This window comes from Acinetobacter sp. TAC-1 (assembly GCF_029025845.1).
Classification (GTDB): Bacteria; Pseudomonadota; Gammaproteobacteria; order Pseudomonadales; family Moraxellaceae; genus Acinetobacter; species Acinetobacter guillouiae.
The window spans coordinates 152,747-172,320 of the sequence record NZ_CP118892.1; the positions used below are offsets into that span (position 1 = coordinate 152,747).

A 19,574-nucleotide genomic window follows, 5' to 3' on the forward strand; every position below is an offset into this window, starting at 1 on the left:
TTAGTGGGTATGAATAAATGAATAAGAAGATACACAATGTTGCAAAAGGTGAAACACTTTGGGGGATATCAAAACACTATGGAATTCCTTTAAACAATTTAGCTGACTGGAATAACTTAACTGGGCGACGAATTCATAATATAAGTATTGGGCAAAAAATATATTTATGCCCACCTGAAGAAGAAATTGACACATTTCTAACTATTCGATTACTGGATTTAGCATTTAATCCAATTAATACAGCCATATTAAATTTAGAATATGATGGTATAAAAAAGGAAATTGAAATATTAAATGGAAATTCTTCTGTAATTGCTGTTAAAGATCATACTAAAGGGATTAAAGTTTATTTTAAAAGTAACCAAAAAGGCTTTTATTTAATTGCTGATCATAAGAAATTGCCTTTAGGGAAAAAGAAATTAATTTTAACTTCAAGAATGATGAAATCATACGGTGTATATGGTTATAAAGAGGGTACTGAGAATCAAAAAGTAAAAGATGTTAAAGTTGATTTAAAAAATAAGAATAAAGAAATAGCAAAGAAGCAAGATGTAACATTATCCTCAGGCCCTCTAGTAGTTGAAGATAATAAGGAGTTAAATAATCAAAAAGGAGTATTGGTTGCTAGTGGGGAGAAGACTCCAGCTAGTGGGAGTTTACAAAAACCAAAAGAAAAACAACCTCCAACTAATTTACCTGAAACAATCGACAAATCGATTAGAACTGAAGGAGGAGAAAAAACACATGCTATTGCTAAGGTCGGAATTGAAGGAAATTTGAGACTGGTTGCTGCAAATGAAGTTTATAGAAAAGATATTCTGGATGCTGAAAAAAAATATGGCATAAATGCAGCGACAATAGCAGCTCTTATTTGTATCGAAACAGGTGGAGGGAAAGTCGAAAATAAATGGGATTCAAAAGCAGTAAATCCAGAAGGAACGGGAGTCGGTTTAGGTCAGTTTTTTACACCAACTTGGTTGGAATTAGCAACAGATAAAACGGGTAAGCTTAATCAATATATAGTTAAGAAGAAAGGGTATAAGGTGTTAGTTGGAAGTGGTCGTTGGAGAAACTATACGCTTTCTGATGACCAGCGTACTGAAGAACAAAAAAAGAAGAAATTACAAGAACCTATAGTTAAGTTGAATAGCAATGATATCAACTGGATAAACTCACTAAGAACAGATGCAGGATTATCAATTGATACTATAGCTTTGTCTGCAAAAAAAAATTTAGAGGGCTTAAAGCGCAGATTAAAGAAGAATGGTTTAGATACTAGTGGGGTTGATAGTTTAAATCCATTAGAAATGAGCAAGTTGATATATTTTTGTCATCATGAATCATCTGGAACAGCATATTTGATCATGAGAAATAGTATTGATGAAGATACGGCCAAAAAGAACTTTAAATCGAATGTGAGTGCAAAAGTTCAAGCTAAATACTTAAAGCAAGGTAATAATAATTATATTCAAGCTTATAAAATTTGGATGTATGAAAATTTGATTGATACAAAAGTTCATACCTTAGAATTTATGTTAAATACAAATGGATTACATGAATCTAATATGGTGGATATAGAAAAGAAAGTTTTAAATTCTAAACAGGAACAAAAACAGGAACAAAAACAGGAACAAAAACAGGAAGCAAAACAGGAAGCAAAACAGGAAGCAAAACAGGAACAAAAACAGGAAGCAAAACAGGAAGCAAAACAGGAAGCAAAACAGGAACAAAAACAGGAAACAAAAATTGGTGGAGCAAATGTCTGGTTTGATCCATTAAGAGTAAATAGAATGAGGTCTGCAGGAAAATATGCTGCAGTTGCAAAATCTTGCACATTTGGCATGGTCAGAAATGGTGGAACAAGAGCGCATCAAGGTATTGATTTAGAAGCAAAAGTTGGAGATGAAATAAAGGCTGTTGCTTCAGGAACTTTATATGCTGTTAATAGGGATTTTAATGCTAAAGGAGATAGTAGTTTTGGAGCATCTATTACATTGCAAGTAAAAGTAGATGATTTACCAGATAAACAAAAATCTTACATAAGAAAACGCTATCCGGATATAACATTTGTTTGGTTTTTTTACGCCCATTTGAGTCAAATCAATAGTTTTGAAAGTGATGAACAATGGATTGATGCTGGCACTCCATTAGGAAAAACTGGCTGTAGTGGAAATGCACATGTAATGCCAACAGTTGAATTAGGTAGCCATTTACATTTTGAAGTTTGGTATTTGAAGGATCATGGGAAAGGGAACAAATCATTACCAACAAAGGATCAAGATGGTAGAGGTCTAGTTGGGCGTTTTGATCCGTATCCTTTACTTAATAACCCATTACCTCCAACTAAAGAAAAACGATGAGATTAGATATGTATTTAAGAAAAATATTTTTAATATTAGCTCTGTTGATACCAAGCTTTTTGCAGGCGAAAAATATTATTCTTTATGATGATTCAAATAGTGGTATTTCTCAAGGCTACAAAAGTATTAATGAACTTGGGCAGTCTGTAAAAATAGATAAAGATTATGAGATTATAACTAAAGAAAACTCTTTGAATTCTGGCGATAATAATGGTGCTAATTCTTATAGTATTCTTTTGAAGAAAGGAGATGTTTTATATACTTTAGATAAAAACAAAATATATGGTTTGAATAGGTATGTTATTTCACCTTACTTTTCTGATAACAATTTTATTGGTTTTGTACAATATACGGAAAACATATTAAGAGGTGATTTTTATGTTATAAAGAAATTTTATATTTTTAATAAGAAAGCAAAAGAAGTTGCTGTTGTTAAAGTAAATAACACAAGTGTTTCTCGTAATAAGAATGGTCAGTATGATTATAATTTTCTAGATCAAAATTATATAAAAAGAATTAGCGTAGATGATTCTTTAAATACGTACAGTGTAGATTCTGTATATGAGCAGAACAACCCTGCTATTTGGGCAGTTTTATCAAAAGAATTTAAACCAGGGCATAAAATTAATAACGGGTTTAAATTTAAGTTAATGAAAAATAATAAAATTAAATGCGAGGACTTAAAAGGTTCAATTCTTGAATGTAATGAAGGTTTTATGCAAATTCAACAAATAAAATGAAGGTTTTAAAATCGCAGTCTAATTTTTAGAGTGCGATTTTTTAATAAATACTGAAACTAATGGATAGATAGCTAATAAATATAAGAGTTCTGTTTTGATTATACTGATTTTTCATTAAGATTGCTTGGTTTTCTGTAAGATATTATTTTCAAACACTGTAATTAATAAATTTATTATTAATTGATTTTACCAGCCTTCCAAAATATCTTTATTTGTTGTAAAAATAAGCACTATACATAGGTGCTATTGTTATGATTACAAAATACTATTATGAAATTAGTGCCAATTATTCAAACTCAAGTTCTACATAAATGGTTAAACAAATTTTAGAAAAGATCTATCAATATCATCAGCAGCACAAAAAGTGAGATGGCAAGTGAAAAAGCAGTTTGGAATATTAATATTTTCTAGTTTTTTTGCAATTACAGGTTGTAATGCGAAATCTGTTGAGAAGGATGTTACATCAAAAATAAAAGTTGAACCTTGTGGTTTTGATTATGATGTGGATAATTTTTATTGCAAAGCAGATAAAATTAATTTATACAAAAAAAATGTTGGGAATAAACCAAATTTTAATAGTAATTATACAATAATTAAAATCAATGACGGAAAATATTTTAGAATAGTTGCACTAAATCAAAAAGATTTAAAAGTTTATCCTTTAAATTATCAGATAGATTATAAATCCAAATTTGATTATTCGGTGAATAATGATAGCTTGTGTGTTACAGGCGATTTTTATGCATATAGAGATGATTATAGTAATTCAAAGTTATGTTTCAAGGTGATAAATGGAAGTTTTGTAAAAACAAATATTTCTGAAACTTCACCCAAAAGTACTAAAGAAAGCAATTTGAAAAAGGTATTAATTCCTAATTTTTCAAATTACTTCTTAAAGTGTTTAAAAAGTAACTCTCAAAGTAAATGTGAAAAGTTGAGTGATTCAGAGAACCATGTATATAAGTTGGACGATGTGAAAAATATATCACCAGAAATTTATGGTGTATTAAGTGATAATAAAATTAATAATTTAAATTTGGATGGGGTTAAATTTCTTCCTAATATTGGAAGTTCACAATTTATTATTGGTGAAAAATATCATGATACAGATAATGGTTCTACTACATTTTTTTATTTGATAAGAATAAAGCCAAAAGTTGATGTTTTTAATCTTGGAGAAAGCTACTCAATAGATGGAAAATATAATTTAAACTATAAAGATTCTATGGGGAATAACAAAAATATAAAATTAAATTGATTTTCTTTGAGATTCGATACCTAACCTTTGAAACTAATAAGCAGCTTTATAAAGCTGCTTATTTAATGGATTTCTTTCAATCTTCCAAAATCTCTTCCAACACTTCTTCATTCGGCGCAAAGAAATAAGCACCATCCATAGGTGTTACAAAGTGCAGCAAACGGTCATGAATCCCATCGCCTTGAGTACCAAACATATTGACTAGCATACGATCAATACGGGTTAAGTCTTTGGTATAGGCAATAAAAAATAGACCTTGCTCGCCTTGACCATCGCCATAAGGAAGAGAGTGGCGTAGGATTTCTAATTCTTCACCTTCATTATCTTCAATGACAACACGAGCAATATGGGCATTTTCAGGTTTGTGTTCATCGTCCATCTCAATACTTTCTAATTTAGAACGACCAATCACATTTTCCTGTGCATCAACTTTTAAACGTTTCCACTTTTCAAGTTCATGTACATAACGTTGTGCAAAAATAAAAGATCCATCTTCAAAAATACCTGAATCTTCACCTAATAACGCAGTCTCAGCACGATCATCAGGGAATTGAGGATTTTCAGTACCATCAATAAAACCAGTCAGGTCACGACCGTCGAGATAACGGAAGCACACCCGTTCATCCAGAACTTCAACTTGATTTTGGATACCATCAAAAAAGGATTGGCTAAGCGCAAAGCAAATATCTGTACGTGCAGACGCAATATGAATCAGAACATCAGCAGGAACCACTGGCATCTCAAATGCGCCTTGAATCGGTTCTAACTGTTTAAACCCTTCAGGAGTTGTATGATAAAGTTTTGCCCAAAGTTCAGGACCAAAAGCGATTGAGGTCTTGATTTCGGCTTCAGGATGTTGAGTGATTAGGCGATCACGTGTACTTAACAACGCATTGAGTTGTTCTTTTAAACCATCAATAGACAGATTTTTTAAATTTAAAACAATGAAACGAGCATGATTAGAAGGTAAAGGTAGAATTACAGATTGGGCTGTCATATGGTGATGGCTCCTCAATTTTTATTTATCAATACTCTTATTGTGCATGATCAAGCAACAGCTGAATAGTAAAGTCTTATACTTTTTACCAATTAAATTAATCGAAATGTATCGTTTTAAAACCGCTATAATAGCGTGTTAAAAGTTTTCTATCCTTTTGTTATGTCGTATCAAGTCTGGTTTGCCTATATGTTGGCGTGCTGGGTGATCAGTATTTCACCTGGTGCGGGTGCGATCGCGTCTATGTCGAGCGGTCTAAATTATGGTTTTCGCCGTGGTTATTGGAATGCAATCGGTTTACAACTGGCATTGTTGGTTCAAATTGCGATTGTCGCAGCAGGGGTTGGGGTATTGTTTGCAACCACACCGCTGGCATTTTTCGTGGTGAAATGGTTTGGGGTTTTATATTTACTGTATTTAGCCTACATACAATGGACGACGAAAACACAGTCGATAGATATCCCAACTGAGCAACCGACAAAATCTATTCCCAAGCTGATCTTATATGGCTTTATTGTCAATATCAGTAATCCAAAAGCTATCGTCTTTTTACTTGCCGTTTTACCACAATTTCTAGACTTGTCTAAACCACAATGGATTCAGTATGTGATTATGGCGGTGACCATGATTACCATTGATTTGATTGTCATGGCTGGTTATACGGGATTGGCAGCCAAAGTGTTAAGACTATTAAAATCACCAAAACAACAAAAATATATGAACCGTACTTTTGCCGTATTGTTTAGTTGTGCCGCTGGCTTATTAAGCCTGGTGCACCAATAACAACATAGGCGATTAAATGAGCTATGTGTTAGAGATTTGACCATATAAATAAGCCATTGTTTCGAGGATGCTTTGAATTATTTAGAATTTTATTTGTATGCCATTAGTGTGATTATCATGATTGCAACGCCTGGTCCAGTCATGATCTTGGTTGCAAGTGCAGGTTTAAAAGGCGGCTATCGACAGTCTTTACTGACCATTATTGGGACAAATTTGGCTTCTTTGGTACTTATCACAGCCTCTATTTTAATTTTAAAAGGCATGTTTAGTGTCAATGAAACCCTTTTCTTGATCATTAAAGTTTTAGGATGTCTTTATATTGCCTATCTAGGTTATGGAATTCTAAAAGAAGTGTTATCCCAACAGGAGCATCAACTCAATACGATGTTGTCGCCTGTGGATGGTGGTCTCAGCAAAGGCTTTTTAGTGGGTATCTCAAATCCTAAAGATATCATTTTCTTTTCATCATTTTTTCCGCAGTTTATTCATATTCATGCTGATATAAATACCAGTCTGGTTATCTTAGTCGTGACATGGATTATTTTAGATTTTCTCACGTTATCTTTGGTCTATCTGTCGTTTAATAAGCTTTCTAAAAGTCAAATTTATCCAAAAATATTAGGGCTTTGCGGATTAATTTTGATTGTCATTGCTATATATGGATTATATGTTTCATTAAAAAGCATGGTTTAAATATTGATTGGGGCCTAAAGATGGAATTGATCAATCAAGCCATCTTTCTTACTTTCATTACACAGAAAATCACAGCAAACAGCAAAGACATGGTTAATACGATGCTTAGCCCTGTAGAGATGTTCAGGGCTGCACTTGACCATAAACCCACAGTCACACCAATTTGAGCAATCACAAACGCCCCCATCACCATTTGTTTCGGTGAGTGAGAAATAAGACGTGAAGCCAGTGCGGGGATGACCAATAACGCCCCCATCAATAACGAACCGACGGCACGTAAAGCGAGTACGGTGAATAAAGCCAATAACAACATAAAAATTAAGCGTTGCCATTTGGCGTTTACGCCTTCACTTACTGCAATATCAGGATCAATCGCAATTTGAATTTGTGCTTGCCAGTAACGGTAGAGAACAGCTAAAGCAACAATAATCACAGTTGCAAAAATAGGTAGGTCTGACCACTCAATTGTTAATAAATCACCAAATAAATAACTTAATAATTCAGGACGTAATGCGGGTAAATGTTGAATTAACAATAGACCAGAACAAAGTAAGGTCGCAGCACATAATGCAAGTAAGGCGTCGTTGGGTAAACGCGGGTCATGTAGAACCCAAAGTACCGCCACCAAGAGGATCGCAGTAAAGGTAACACCGACCCAAAGCGGTAAAGTTAAAACAGCGGCTAAAGCGACACCCAGCAAGGTACCATGTGCCATCGTGTCAGCAAAGAACGACATTCTGCGCCATAGCATCAAACAACCTAGCGGAGCTGTTAGAAACACTAAAAGTGTTCCCATAATCCATGCAGGTAACAGTAATTCTAACCATTCCATCATGGTTTAAGCTTCCGGTTCTGGGTGAATGTGTGGATGTGGGCCATGTTCACAAGTTTTGGCGGAGTCACCATGTGCACAATGGTCATGATGGTGTTGGTAAAAAGCGTGGTATTTTCCAAAGGTATCACCAAACAAAGCTTGATACTCTGGATGCTGCTGAATACTGTCAGGTAAACCACTACAGCAAATGTGCTTATTTAAACAGACAACTCGTTGAGTGCCTTGCATGACCCATTGTAAATCATGAGACACAATTAAAATGGCGCAACCATAACGTTGTGGCAGGCTACGTACATATTCATACAGTTCAGCTTCAGATTGGATATCTAAACCTTGCATAGGTTCATCTAAAACCAAAATATCGGGTTGGCGTAATAAAGCACGCGCCAATAAAACCCGCTGACGCTCACCACCTGAAAGTTGTTGTACTTTGGCATACTCTAATTTGGCAATACCAGTATCTCGAATGATTTCAGCTTTAATGGCCTTATCACATTTCTCAAGATCAAGCAGATCTTTAACTCTTAAAGGCAGACTATGAGAGGGATTAAATTTTTGTGGTACATACGCCAGTTTAATTTTTTTTGAGCTGATAATTTTGCCCGCATTGGGTTTTAAAATACCCAATAACACTTTGATCAGGGTTGATTTGCCTGCGCCATTAGGACCAATAAGCGTGACAATTTCTTTTTCTTGTAATGAAAAATCTATATTTTTTAGAATGTCACGATCATCAATTCGGACATTAATTTGTTGCAGTTGAACGAGAGGGGAGTTTACGCTTTGTTCGAGCACTGCTGACATATTCCTGAAATCTCAATAATACTGTGATGTGCATTGAAGTGATCTGACGCGGCTAAGTGGTTTAATTCTTGAATCAAACCTTTTGCTGAAGCTTCTTTCACTGTATGACATTCAGTGCAAATTAAAAATGCGGCTTGATGTCCTTCACGTGGGTGACAACAAGGGATATAAGCATTAATAGAGGTTAAACGATGAATAAAACCTTTTTCTAAGAGAAAATCTAAGGTTCTATACACGGTAGGCGGTGCAGCTGGACGTTCTGCAGCACCTTTCATCTTGGCTAAAAGATCATAAGCACCTACAGGACCTGAGGCATTCAAAATTAATTCAAGTACTTCTTTACGCAAAGGGGTAAGGCGGGCACCTGAGGTTGCACAAAGGCTTTCTGCTTCTGATAAACGAGCTTCTACATTGAGATGATCGTGTACACCATGCAAAGTATCATGCTGCTCGTGTGAACATAAGCTCATATCAGACCTCAAAACTTGTTATTTGAATGGAAGAGAATCGCAAATATTAACATGAAGCTCTATCAACTTACGAATGGCGTAGGTATTTTTTAACTTCTGTTATACTATAACATAAATTTTTTTTGGTAATACACTCCCATGAATCGCATTATCGCCTTTTGCTTATGTGCATTATTTATTAGTGTCACTTGGGCTCAAGCGCCTTTAGTGGTGTCAACTCATCCTATTTATTTGATTGCAAAAGAAATAACAGAAGGCGTAGAAGAGCCTGTTTTGCTTTTGGGAAATCAAACGGGGCATGATGTTCAACTTACACCAGATAATCGCAAAACGATTATGGATGCTTCATTGGTGATTTGGCTGGGAAAAGAACATGAAGCGCCTTTGGAAAAGGTTTTAGGCGAGAATGCAAAAGCGATTTCAATACTCAATTCAGGTATTATCCAAGCACTTCCTTTAAGAAGTCCAAAAGGTGTTGCACTGAAAGATACGATTGATACACATGTGTGGTTAGATCCAAATAATGCTGTGCGTATTGGTTTCTTTATTGCAGCCTTGCGTTCACAACAACATCCAGAAAATAAAGCAGCATATTGGAATAATGCGAAGAAGTTTGCCAGTGAAATGCTGCGTGTTTCACAGAAAAGTATCAGTGCTGGTAGCGCACGTCCATACTGGGCTTATCATGATGCTTACCAATATTTAGAACGTTCATTAAACTTAAAATTTGCAGGTGCGATGACAGATGATCCGCATGTTGCGCCGACTGTGACTCAAATCAAGTTTTTAAATGACACGAGACCTTACAAAAAAATGTGCTTGCTGGCAGAAGGCAGTGCAAGTCCAAGTCAGTACCGAAAATTGGGTGAAATTTCATTTCAAGCGGTAGACGAAACTTTGGCTAAACAACAAGATTTTGTGGTTGCATGGCAGACTTTGGCTCAACAAACACAAGCTTGCGTACTTAATGCACGGAAATGATGCAAAAATTAATCAACAATTGTTCATATGCAAAGCAACCTGTATATCGAAAAAAACACGACTAAGGTCGGGAAAAGATTGCATGTTCAGGGGTGTAACTCTATAATGCCTGCGATTAAAAACGATCATCAGCTAAACTTGTCAAGCATTTATGCTGTGAGTGGATAAAAAATGAGCCAAACTAGTCGCTTGATTGACCGACGATTAGCAAAAGCTTTGGTCTATTTGCAAGCGTTTATGATTCCTGTTTCAGCCTTGGTAGCGTGGGTCTTGAAAGACTCGACTGCGGCTCTGAGTGCAGCGTTAGGTGCACTGATATGTTGGCTTGCCAGTTGTTATTTTTCTTGGCAGTCGTTTCGAGCAGCAGGGGCACGTGCTTCAAAACAGGTTCTTTCGAACATGTATAGAGGCTTAATGGGCAAATTTGCAATTGTGATCGTTGGTTTCATTTTAATTTTATGCAATGTCAAACCGTTATCTCCGGTGGCATTGTTTTGTGGTTTTATTCTCGTTCAAGCGATGTCGTGGATTGCACCTTTTTGGGTAGCACGACAACAAAAACGAGTATAAGCGCAGCAGAAATTGAAAATTTTTTTGGGGATTAACGAGATATCATGCAGCACGCGATATTCGTTAACTCTATTTATTATTTGACATTGACCAGGTGTGATTTATGGCTGCTGAAGAACATGCCCTGACTTCGACCGAGTATATCAAGCATCACTTGACCAATATGACCTATGGCAAAATGCCAGATGGTACTTGGAAATTGGCTGAAAGTGGTGCAGAAGCTCAACAGATGGGGTTCACTGCTATCCACTTGGATTCAATGGGTTGGTCAATTGGCCTTGGTGTGATTTTCTGTTTGATATTCTGGTGCGTAGCGAAAGCTGCAAACTCTGGTGTTCCTACCAAGTTCCAGTCTGCAATCGAAATGATTATCGAGTTTGTTGACTCAAGTGTTCGTGATACGTTTCATGGTAAATCACGTTTAATTGCGCCTTTAGCCTTGACCATTTTCGTGTGGATTTTCCTCATGAATGCGATGGACTTAATTCCTGTTGACTGGATTCCGTATACAGCTCAATTGATTGGTGCAAACGTATTTGGTATGGACCCTCACCACGTTTACTTTAAGGTTGTTCCATCTACAGACCCTAACATTACCCTTGGTATGTCTTTGTCTGTATTTGCGTTGATCTTGTTCTATAGTATTCGTGAAAAAGGCATCGGCGGTTTCGTTGGTGAATTGGCACTTAACCCATTTAATCCAAGTAACCCAGTTGCAAAAGCGTTATTGATTCCAGTGAACTTAATTCTAGAATTAGTAACATTCCTTGCACGTCCAATTTCATTGGCACTCCGATTATTCGGTAACATGTATGCGGGTGAGTTAATCTTCATTCTTATCGCGTTGTTACCTTTCTGGATCCAGTGGGCGTTGTCTGTGCCTTGGGCTATCTTCCACATTCTTGTTATTACATTGCAAGCCTTCATTTTCATGATGCTAACAATCGTATACTTGAGCATGGCAAGCGAAAAACATTAATGGTATTGCCTAACTGTCATCCGGTGGTTAGGTATAATTTTTTTACTTTAATTTGGTATAAACCTAACCTCTGAGGAATTATCATGGAACTCACTTTAGGTCTAGTTGCAATTGCATCTGCTATCTTGATCGCTTTTGGTGCTTTAGGTACTGCGATTGGTTTTGGTCTTTTAGGCGGCCGTTTCCTTGAAGCTGTTGCTCGTCAACCAGAATTGGCTCCACAACTTCAAACTCGTATGTTCTTAATCGCAGGTCTTCTTGATGCTGTGCCTATGATCGGTGTTGGTATTGGCTTGTTCTTCATCTTCGCTAATCCATTTGTAGGTTAATCAGCTTAATTCCGAAATTCACTATTTGAGGAATTTGCAATGAATATCAACCTCACATTGTTTGGCCAAGCGATTGCATTTGCGATATTTGTCGCATTCTGCATGAAGTTTGTATGGCCACCACTAATCAATGCGATTAGTGAGCGTCAGCGTAAAATCGCTGATGGCTTAAATGCTGCAGAGAAAGCGAAAGCTGATCTTGCTGATGCACAAGCACAAGTTAAGCAAGAAATTGATGCGGCGAAAGCACAAGCGGCTCAATTGATCGAACAAGCGAACCGTCGTGCGGCACAATTGGTCGAAGAAGCGCGTACTCAAGCATCTGCTGAAGGTGAGCGTATTCGTCAACAAGCGAAAGATGCTGTTGACCAAGACATCAATTCTGCTCGTGAAGAATTACGTCAACAAGTTGCTGCTCTTGCAGTTGCTGGTGCAGAGAAAATTCTGAACCAACAAGTTGACGCAGAAGCTCATAATGCCATGCTGAATCAGCTGGCTGCTAAACTTTAAGAGAGGCGAATATGGCTGAATTCTTGACGTTGGCACGCCCATACGCTAAAGCAGCATTTGCTTATGCATCTGAGCAAAATGCAACTGACGCTTGGTCAAATGCATTACAACTGCTCAGTGCTGCGGTGCAAGATGAAGCATTCTCCGCTTATTTAAATCGCCCTGAGTTGACACCTGCAGAGCAGGTTGATCTTTTTGCGAAAGTTTTAGGTAATGAACAAACTGCGGCTGTGTCAAACTTTTTGACACTTCTTGCAGACAATGGCCGTTTAGCATTGTTACCTGAAATTGACACAGAATTTGAGCAACTCAAATCGCAAAATAACAACACTGTAGATGTTGTGATTGAATCCGCTTTTCCATTGGATTCAGTACAAGAACAGAAGTTGGCTCATGCGTTAGAAAAACGCTTGAACAGCGCTGTGAAAATTACAGTTGAAGTAAATCCAGCATTGATTGCTGGTGTTGTTATTCGTGCAGGCGACCAAGTGATAGATGATTCTGCGCTTAGCAAGCTTGAAAAAATGCGGACTCGTCTTCTAGCGTAATTGTTAAAAATAACTACGTCTAAAGAAGACTGAACTTTAAAAAGATTGAGGTATAGCGCAATGCAACAACTGAATCCATCCGAGATCAGTGCGCTCATTAAACAGCGTATCGGCGATCTGGACACCAGCGCGACCGCTAAGAACGAAGGGACCATTGTTATGGTTTCCGACGGTATTGTGCGTATTCACGGCCTTGCTGATGCAATGTACGGTGAAATGATCGAATTCGACGGCGGCTTATTTGGTATGGCACTGAACCTAGAACAGGATTCAGTGGGTGCCGTTGTCTTAGGTAACTACTTAAGCCTTCAAGAAGGTCAAAAAGCTCGTTGCACAGGTCGTGTATTAGAAGTTCCGGTTGGTCCAGAACTTTTAGGCCGTGTAGTAGATGCTTTGGGTAACCCGATTGATGGTAAAGGCCCTATTGATGCAAAACTTACTGATGCTGTTGAAAAAGTAGCACCAGGTGTAATTTGGCGTCAATCAGTGGATCAACCTGTACAAACTGGTTATAAATCAGTAGATACAATGATCCCTGTTGGTCGTGGTCAGCGTGAGTTGATCATCGGTGACCGTCAAACTGGTAAAACAGCAATGGCGATCGATGCGATCATTGCTCAAAAACAATCAGGCATTAAGTGTGTATACGTTGCGATTGGTCAAAAACAATCAACAATTGCAAACGTAGTACGTAAGCTTGAAGAAACTGGCGCTATGGCGTACACAACTGTTGTAGCAGCTGCTGCAGCTGATCCTGCAGCAATGCAGTATCTTGCTCCATATGCTGGTTGTACAATGGGCGAGTACTTCCGTGACCGCGGTGAAGACGCACTTATCATTTATGATGACTTGTCTAAACAAGCTGTTGCTTACCGTCAAATTTCATTGCTTCTTCGTCGTCCACCAGGTCGTGAAGCTTACCCAGGTGACGTGTTCTATCTTCATTCACGTCTACTTGAACGTGCTTCTCGTGTATCTGCTGACTATGTTGAGAAATTCACTAATGGTGAAGTTAAAGGCCAAACTGGTTCATTAACTGCATTGCCAATTATTGAAACTCAAGCGGGTGACGTATCTGCATTCGTACCGACAAACGTAATTTCGATTACTGATGGTCAGATCTTCTTAGAAACATCATTATTCAACGCAGGTATTCGTCCTGCTGTGAACGCGGGTATCTCTGTATCGCGTGTTGGTGGTTCTGCTCAAACGAAGATCATCAAAAAATTGTCTGGTGGTATCCGTACTGCTTTGGCGCAATACCGTGAATTGGCAGCATTTGCTCAGTTCGCTTCTGACCTTGATGAAGCAACTCGTAAGCAACTTGAACATGGTCAACGTGTAACTGAATTAATGAAGCAAAAACAATATGCTCCATATTCAATTGCTGACCAAGCTGTTTCAATTTATGCATCTAACGAAGGCCACATGGCTGACGTTGAAGTGAAGAAAATCGTAGACTTTGATACTGCGTTAATTTCTTACTTCCGTTCAGAACATGCTGCGTTAATGCAAAACATCGATGAAACTGGTAACTACGACAAAGACATCGAAGCTGCAATCAAAGCAGGTATTGAAAGCTTTAAAGCGACTCAAACTTACTAATTTCAATGTATGTTGTTGTTAGTTATGGTTTGGTTCACGGATCAACCTTCGGAAGCTCGAAAGGGCTTTCGAATACTAGGTTAAGCGTATGGCAAATTTAAAAGAAATTCGCGCCAAAGTAGCTAGTATCAAGAGCACGCAAAAGATTACTCGCGCGATGCAAATGGTAGCAGCTTCTAAGATGCGTCGTGCGCAAGAGCGCATGGCTCAGGGCCGTCCGTATGCCGAAAATATGCACCGTGTAATTGCTCATTTGGTCCAAGCGAATCCTGAATACAAACATCGCTATATGGTTGAACGCCCTGTAAAACGCGTTGGCTATATCATTGTTTCTTCAGATCGTGGTCTTGCTGGTGGTTTGAACATTAACTTGTTCAAAAAAGTGGTAAAACACGTACAACAGCAACAAGAGCAGTCAATTGAAGTTCAATTTGCTTTAATTGGTCAAAAAGCGGTTTCGTTTTTTAAAAACTACGGCGGTAAAGTACTTGGCGCAACTACGCAAGTAGGTGATGCTCCAAGTCTTGAACAGTTAACTGGTTCTGTACAGGTGATGTTAGATGCATTTGATAAAGGCGAGTTAGATCGTATTTATCTTGTGTCAAACGGCTTTGTCAATGCCATGACTCAAAACCAAAAAATCGAACAACTTGTTCCATTAGCTGCGGCTGATACGGACGAGGATCTTAACCGTCAATATGGTTGGGATTATCTATATGAACCAGAAGCTGAAGAGCTTTTAAATGGTTTATTGGTTCGTTATATTGAGTCTATGGTTTATCAAGGTGTGATTGAAAACATCGCATGTGAGCAGTCTGCTCGTATGGTTGCAATGAAAGCTGCAACTGACAACGCAGGTGATCTTATCAAGAGCCTACAACTCATTTATAACAAGCTGCGTCAAGCCGCGATTACTCAGGAAATTTCTGAGATCGTTGGTGGTGCCGCTGCCGTTTAACATTATTTTGAATTGAGGAGACAGCAATGAGTAGCGGTCGTATCATTCAGATCATCGGCGCGGTTATCGACGTCGAGTTTGAACGCAATAGCGTTCCTAAGATCTATGACGCTCTCCAAGTTGACGGTACTGAAACTACTTTAGAAGTTCAGCAACAACTTGGTGATGGTGTAGTTCGTACCATCGCAATGGGATCTACAGAAGGTCTTAAACGTGGTCTAAACGTATCTAATACTGGTGCACCTATTTCTGTACCTGTAGGTACTGCATGTTTAGGTCGTATCATGGACGTTCTTGGTCGCCCAATCGACGAAGCTGGTCCAGTTGCGACTGAAGCGCGTTTGCCGATTCACCGTCAAGCACCTTCTTATGCTGAACAAGCTGCTTCTACTGACCTTTTAGAAACTGGTATTAAAGTCATTGACTTACTTTGCCCGTTTGCTAAAGGTGGTAAAGTTGGTTTATTCGGTGGTGCCGGTGTTGGTAAAACTGTAAACATGATGGAATTGATCAACAACATCGCGAAAGCTCACTCAGGTTTATCTGTGTTTGCTGGTGTTGGTGAGCGTACTCGTGAAGGTAATGACTTCTACCACGAGATGAAAGATTCTAACGTTCTTGACAAAGTAGCAATGGTCTACGGTCAGATGAATGAGCCACCGGGTAACCGTTTACGCGTAGCGTTAACTGGTTTGACCATGGCTGAATACTTCCGTGATGAGAAAGATGAAAACGGTAAAGGCCGTGACGTATTGTTGTTCGTTGACAACATTTACCGTTACACATTGGCTGGTACTGAAGTATCTGCTCTTTTAGGTCGTATGCCATCTGCAGTAGGTTACCAACCAACGCTTGCAGAAGAGATGGGTGTTCTTCAAGAACGTATTACATCGACTAAGTCTGGTTCGATTACATCTATCCAAGCGGTATATGTACCTGCCGATGACTTAACAGATCCATCGCCTGCAACTACATTTGCTCACTTAGATGCAACTGTAGTATTGAGCCGTGACATCGCATCTTCTGGTATTTACCCAGCGATCGATCCACTTGACTCTACTTCACGTCAGTTAGATCCACTTGTTGTTGGTGCTGAGCATTATGAAATTGCACGTTCTGTACAGAACGTATTGCAACGTTATAAAGAGCTTAAAGACATCATCGCAATCTTGGGTATGGACGAGTTAGCAGAAGAAGATAAGTTGATTGTTTACCGTGCGCGTAAAATCCAACGTTTCTTCTCTCAACCGTTCCACGTAGCTGAAGTGTTTACTGGTGCTCCTGGTAAACTTGTACCACTTAAAGAAACAATTCGTGGCTTTAAAGGTCTTCTAGCTGGTGAATACGATCACATCCCAGAACAAGCGTTCTATATGGTTGGTGGTATTGACGAAGTGATCGCTAAAGCCGAGAAGCTTTAATTAGCAACTCTAATTTAGGAGATTCACATGTCGACTATGCAATGTGATGTTGTAAGTGTTAAAGAGTCTTTGTACTCAGGCACTGTGACAATGCTTATCGCAAAAGGTGCTGGCGGTGAATTGGGTATCATGCCTGGTCACGCTCCGTTAGTCACTTTGCTCAAGCCGGGCGCAATTCGCGTTCTGCTTGAAAACGGTACAGAAGAGTTAATCTATGTATCTGGTGGTGTTCTAGAAGTTCAACCGCATGTTGTTACTGTGCTTGCAGATACTGCTGTTCGTGCTGACAACTTAGATGAAGCTGCAATTCTTGAAGCACGTAAAAATGCTGAACAATTGCTTGCAAATCAAAAAAGCGATTTGGACTCTGCTGCTGCTTTGGCTGCTCTTGCAGAAACTGCTGCTCAGTTGGAAACCATCCGCAAAATCAAAAACCGCGCGCTATAAGACGCAGTTTGAGATTGAAAAACCACCCGCGAGGGTGGTTTTTTTATGCAATTAATTTATGGATGGTTCAAATTTATATTGGTTCAACATGCTATAAACTTATGGTTGGGGAGTGTCCAATAAAAATTGTGTTTGTATAAATTGACTATAATCCTCTCCCAAAGGTAATTCATAGTCTTTAAAAATGTGACGACGAGTTGATACTGTCGGCTGTTTAGTTTTCGGATTAAAACTACTTTTTTCAATTTCTGTCCAATATAAACCTGTGCCACGCTTTTGCCATGATGGCAATTCATTGAAGTTAATGTCACGGCTAAAGAGTAAATCATGCTTTTCTTGGCGAGATAATCCTTTTACTTGGTCGGTTGCATTTTTTACATTTTTTCCTTCCTTGCGTAACATCCAATAGCAATGTGCATTGAGTGCGTTGCGATGAGCATCTTCATGACGCCAACGAAAATAATCTTCAACAGTTTTTGCATTGGGCAGTATACAAATTCGAGCATCAAAAGTTGCCATCTCACCATGTAATACACTGAATTTTGCACTGGCTTCTGCGGCTAAAATAGAAATAATTTTTCGTGTTTTACGATTAAAGCTGTCATCTTTTAAATGAAACAGTAAGGAGATTTCATCGCTTTGTGTATAGCCATAAATAATATTAAAGCCACATTGCATTAAGTGAGCTGTTGTTTCGACCATCAAGTCCCTAAAACGAAGGTCAAAGGGCGCTTCAAATTTCCAAATATCTTTGGTGAGTTTGGTAAAGCCACGTCCATCCAAACGCACAACGATATATTGTTCTGGCGGTACACAGAAATCATAAGCTGTTTCATAAACACGTAATCGTGTATCTAGATCATCAAATCTCATGGTTAAACTTCTTCGTTATTCTCATGCTAAAGTTATATTTCATCACTGACTAGTTTTAGCATAATCTAAATAATAAAAAAGGAGATATAGAAGACAATGTACCTCATCGAACAGCAAGCGCACTTTTGGGAACTTTATCAAACGCAAGATGACTACTATCTCAGCATTGCCGTAGATATGAGTTCTGTTGTTTCATGTTGGGATATTTATTTAACCGAAGTAGAAATTCTGGCGTATCACAACAAAGGTCGAATTGCGATCGAAGATTTGGCAAATTCAATTGTGGCTGAAACCTATCGTGGAGATTTTTCCAATATAGCAGCTCGTAAGGTACCTAAAGAAATACAACAACAGATGCAAACCGCATTTAAAACATGGCGGTTGGCCCAACATTAAATTTTTATTCAGTTATGAGTAATTGAAAAGCCATTATTTTCTATCATATTTACTTTAAACAGCGCATCAAAACCTTCTGAACGATTTGGGACTTCTAATTTATAAAAGGTGGCTTTGACGCCTTTTTCAGCAATATTGGCTTTACCCTCACGTTGTGCATTACGCTGTAAAGTGCTGTCTAGATCCGTTTCAAAATAATATGAAATGATCTCGAAGCCAGCAGTTTTGGCAAGTTGAATATAACGGGCTCGATCGGCTTTGCTCATGTTGGTGTTATCTATCACGATTTTGGTTTTAGAGGCTATAGCTGCTTCAAACAGTATCTTTTCACGATGGCGTGTTTTTAGCATATCGAGATTGATACGTAGATGTGTATGGTAAAAATACTGTTGATAAAAAGTAGATTTGCCCGAAGCTTGTACGCCTGTGAATAAAATCAGTTGCATGAAACACTACAAAATACGCTTAATCTGCTATTAAATCATGTTCATGAACTTTGCTACAATCCATTCATTGTTGTAGAAAACCAATAAATTTAAAATGAAAAAATTAGTTCAATGTCGGTATTTATTTTCTGTACTTCTACTGAGTGCTGTTTCAGCATGTCAAAGTCAATTTGTCACTACACCAAATGCACCCACTGAAGCAAGTTTGGTGGCAAATTCAGTGGGAAATGGTTTAGAAACAGAGTTAGATATCGATTATGTTATCGCATTTAAAAATTTGAAAATGGCCTATGGGCAATGTGTTGCATTTACTGGCGAAAAAGATTTTGTTTTTACCGACAATCGACTAGAACGAGATTTAGAAATGGGAACCTTGTTTACCCGTACAGAGGGTGGGGCGTATTTATCAAAAACCTTGGTGGAATCCATTGGAAAGAATAAAACCCGTTTAACGCTATTTTTACCCGCAAGTTATAAGTCTGCTCAAGCTCGTTTTAAGTTGGATGCTAAACGCGCGCTAGGACTAGACCCATCATGTAATGTCGCAAAGCCAAGCTAAGGCTGCTCTGTT

At 38.1% G+C, this 19,574-nt stretch carries 23 protein-coding genes; 17 read left to right on the forward strand and 6 right to left on the reverse strand.

The window, feature by feature from the left end:
* The first annotated feature begins 17 nt into the window (after window positions 1-17).
* From PYV58_RS00680 to PYV58_RS00690, 3 genes are all read left to right on the forward strand, one after another.
* Window positions 18-2,360: a LysM peptidoglycan-binding domain-containing protein gene (locus PYV58_RS00680; RefSeq protein ID WP_275059687.1), complete on the forward strand. Its 2,343-nt coding sequence runs from the start codon at window positions 18-20 to the stop codon at window positions 2,358-2,360.
* The gene (locus PYV58_RS00685; RefSeq protein WP_227504276.1) at window positions 2,357-3,100 is read left to right on the forward strand and encodes an RND transporter; all 744 of its coding nucleotides are present in this window, start codon (window positions 2,357-2,359) and stop codon (window positions 3,098-3,100) included. The genes PYV58_RS00680 and PYV58_RS00685 overlap by 4 nt, the downstream gene beginning before the upstream one ends.
* A 376-nt stretch (window positions 3,101-3,476) precedes the next feature.
* Complete coding sequence (locus tag PYV58_RS00690; protein ID WP_034617241.1) at window positions 3,477-4,358, forward strand: hypothetical protein; 882 nt, start codon at window positions 3,477-3,479, stop codon at window positions 4,356-4,358.
* A 76-nt stretch (window positions 4,359-4,434) separates the two neighbouring features.
* Here PYV58_RS00690 and PYV58_RS00695 read toward each other — a convergent pair whose 3' ends face one another.
* Window positions 4,435-5,355 carry a Dyp-type peroxidase gene (locus PYV58_RS00695; protein ID WP_004823695.1) on the reverse strand — a complete coding sequence of 307 codons (921 nt, stop codon included), beginning with the start codon at window positions 5,353-5,355 and terminating at the stop codon, window positions 4,435-4,437.
* 162 nt (window positions 5,356-5,517) lie between these two features.
* On the opposite strand from PYV58_RS00695, the gene PYV58_RS00700 reads away from it, so the two are divergent.
* Together PYV58_RS00700 and PYV58_RS00705 are read left to right on the forward strand one after the other, a co-directional pair.
* Complete coding sequence (locus tag PYV58_RS00700; RefSeq protein WP_004823696.1) at window positions 5,518-6,138, forward strand: LysE family transporter; 621 nt, start codon at window positions 5,518-5,520, stop codon at window positions 6,136-6,138.
* A 72-nt stretch (window positions 6,139-6,210) separates the two neighbouring features.
* Window positions 6,211-6,831, forward strand: a complete 621-nt coding sequence (locus tag PYV58_RS00705) for a LysE family translocator (protein WP_034617240.1) — start codon at window positions 6,211-6,213, stop codon at window positions 6,829-6,831.
* 34 nt (window positions 6,832-6,865) lie between these two features.
* Here the strand turns inward: PYV58_RS00705 and znuB are convergent, their stop codons facing one another.
* From znuB to PYV58_RS00720, 3 genes are read right to left on the reverse strand one after another with little or no spacing between them, the layout of a single operon-like run.
* Window positions 6,866-7,666, reverse strand: a complete 801-nt coding sequence (gene znuB / locus PYV58_RS00710) for a zinc ABC transporter permease subunit ZnuB (protein WP_004723435.1) — start codon at window positions 7,664-7,666, stop codon at window positions 6,866-6,868.
* 3 nt (window positions 7,667-7,669) lie between these two features.
* Window positions 7,670-8,470 (reverse strand): zinc ABC transporter ATP-binding protein ZnuC, encoded by an 801-nt coding sequence (gene znuC / locus PYV58_RS00715; RefSeq protein ID WP_004723434.1) that lies wholly within the window; start codon window positions 8,468-8,470, stop codon window positions 7,670-7,672.
* Complete coding sequence (locus tag PYV58_RS00720; protein WP_004723431.1) at window positions 8,443-8,940, reverse strand: transcriptional repressor; 498 nt, start codon at window positions 8,938-8,940, stop codon at window positions 8,443-8,445. The genes znuC and PYV58_RS00720 overlap by 28 nt, the downstream gene beginning before the upstream one ends.
* Before the next feature lie 138 nt (window positions 8,941-9,078).
* Here PYV58_RS00720 and PYV58_RS00725 point away from each other — a divergent pair, with 138 nt between their 5' ends.
* From PYV58_RS00725 to PYV58_RS00770, 10 genes are all read left to right on the forward strand, one after another.
* Complete coding sequence (locus tag PYV58_RS00725) at window positions 9,079-9,921, forward strand: zinc ABC transporter substrate-binding protein (RefSeq protein WP_004823702.1); 843 nt, start codon at window positions 9,079-9,081, stop codon at window positions 9,919-9,921.
* 171 nt (window positions 9,922-10,092) lie between these two features.
* Window positions 10,093-10,491 carry an ATP synthase subunit I gene (locus PYV58_RS00730; RefSeq protein ID WP_004723429.1) on the forward strand — a complete coding sequence of 133 codons (399 nt, stop codon included), beginning with the start codon at window positions 10,093-10,095 and terminating at the stop codon, window positions 10,489-10,491.
* A 103-nt stretch (window positions 10,492-10,594) separates the two neighbouring features.
* On the forward strand, window positions 10,595-11,470 hold the full coding sequence (gene atpB, locus PYV58_RS00735) for a F0F1 ATP synthase subunit A (RefSeq protein WP_004723427.1): 876 nt from the start codon (window positions 10,595-10,597) through the stop codon (window positions 11,468-11,470).
* A gap of 83 nt (window positions 11,471-11,553) precedes the next feature.
* On the forward strand, window positions 11,554-11,799 hold the full coding sequence (atpE, locus tag PYV58_RS00740) for a F0F1 ATP synthase subunit C (RefSeq protein ID WP_000424060.1): 246 nt from the start codon (window positions 11,554-11,556) through the stop codon (window positions 11,797-11,799).
* 39 nt (window positions 11,800-11,838) lie between these two features.
* Window positions 11,839-12,309: a F0F1 ATP synthase subunit B gene (locus PYV58_RS00745; protein ID WP_004723424.1), complete on the forward strand. Its 471-nt coding sequence runs from the start codon at window positions 11,839-11,841 to the stop codon at window positions 12,307-12,309.
* Between the two features lie 11 nt (window positions 12,310-12,320).
* Window positions 12,321-12,857, forward strand: a complete 537-nt coding sequence (locus PYV58_RS00750; RefSeq protein ID WP_034617236.1) for a F0F1 ATP synthase subunit delta — start codon at window positions 12,321-12,323, stop codon at window positions 12,855-12,857.
* 60 nt (window positions 12,858-12,917) lie between these two features.
* The gene (gene atpA / locus PYV58_RS00755) at window positions 12,918-14,462 is read left to right on the forward strand and encodes a F0F1 ATP synthase subunit alpha (protein ID WP_034617234.1); all 1,545 of its coding nucleotides are present in this window, start codon (window positions 12,918-12,920) and stop codon (window positions 14,460-14,462) included.
* 88 nt (window positions 14,463-14,550) lie between these two features.
* Entirely contained in the window at window positions 14,551-15,420 is an 870-nt protein-coding gene (atpG, locus tag PYV58_RS00760; RefSeq protein ID WP_004723421.1) for a F0F1 ATP synthase subunit gamma, read from the forward strand.
* 26 nt (window positions 15,421-15,446) lie between these two features.
* Window positions 15,447-16,841 (forward strand): F0F1 ATP synthase subunit beta, encoded by a 1,395-nt coding sequence (gene atpD, locus PYV58_RS00765; RefSeq protein ID WP_004723420.1) that lies wholly within the window; start codon window positions 15,447-15,449, stop codon window positions 16,839-16,841.
* Window positions 16,842-16,868: 27 nt separating this feature from the next.
* Entirely contained in the window at window positions 16,869-17,288 is a 420-nt protein-coding gene (locus PYV58_RS00770; protein ID WP_004823705.1) for a F0F1 ATP synthase subunit epsilon, read from the forward strand.
* Window positions 17,289-17,387: 99 nt separating this feature from the next.
* Here the strand turns inward: PYV58_RS00770 and PYV58_RS00775 are convergent, their stop codons facing one another.
* The gene (locus tag PYV58_RS00775; RefSeq protein ID WP_034617231.1) at window positions 17,388-18,161 is read right to left on the reverse strand and encodes a tRNA(His) guanylyltransferase Thg1 family protein; all 774 of its coding nucleotides are present in this window, start codon (window positions 18,159-18,161) and stop codon (window positions 17,388-17,390) included.
* Between the two features lie 96 nt (window positions 18,162-18,257).
* Between PYV58_RS00775 and PYV58_RS00780 the strand changes: the two genes are divergently transcribed.
* Window positions 18,258-18,557 carry a hypothetical protein gene (locus PYV58_RS00780; protein ID WP_034617228.1) on the forward strand — a complete coding sequence of 100 codons (300 nt, stop codon included), beginning with the start codon at window positions 18,258-18,260 and terminating at the stop codon, window positions 18,555-18,557.
* A gap of 8 nt (window positions 18,558-18,565) precedes the next feature.
* Here the strand turns inward: PYV58_RS00780 and PYV58_RS00785 are convergent, their stop codons facing one another.
* Complete coding sequence (locus PYV58_RS00785; RefSeq protein ID WP_034617225.1) at window positions 18,566-19,003, reverse strand: ATP-binding protein; 438 nt, start codon at window positions 19,001-19,003, stop codon at window positions 18,566-18,568.
* Window positions 19,004-19,097: 94 nt separating this feature from the next.
* Here PYV58_RS00785 and PYV58_RS00790 point away from each other — a divergent pair, with 94 nt between their 5' ends.
* Entirely contained in the window at window positions 19,098-19,562 is a 465-nt protein-coding gene (locus tag PYV58_RS00790) for a hypothetical protein (RefSeq protein WP_034617223.1), read from the forward strand.
* Window positions 19,563-19,574: the final 12 nt, after the last annotated feature.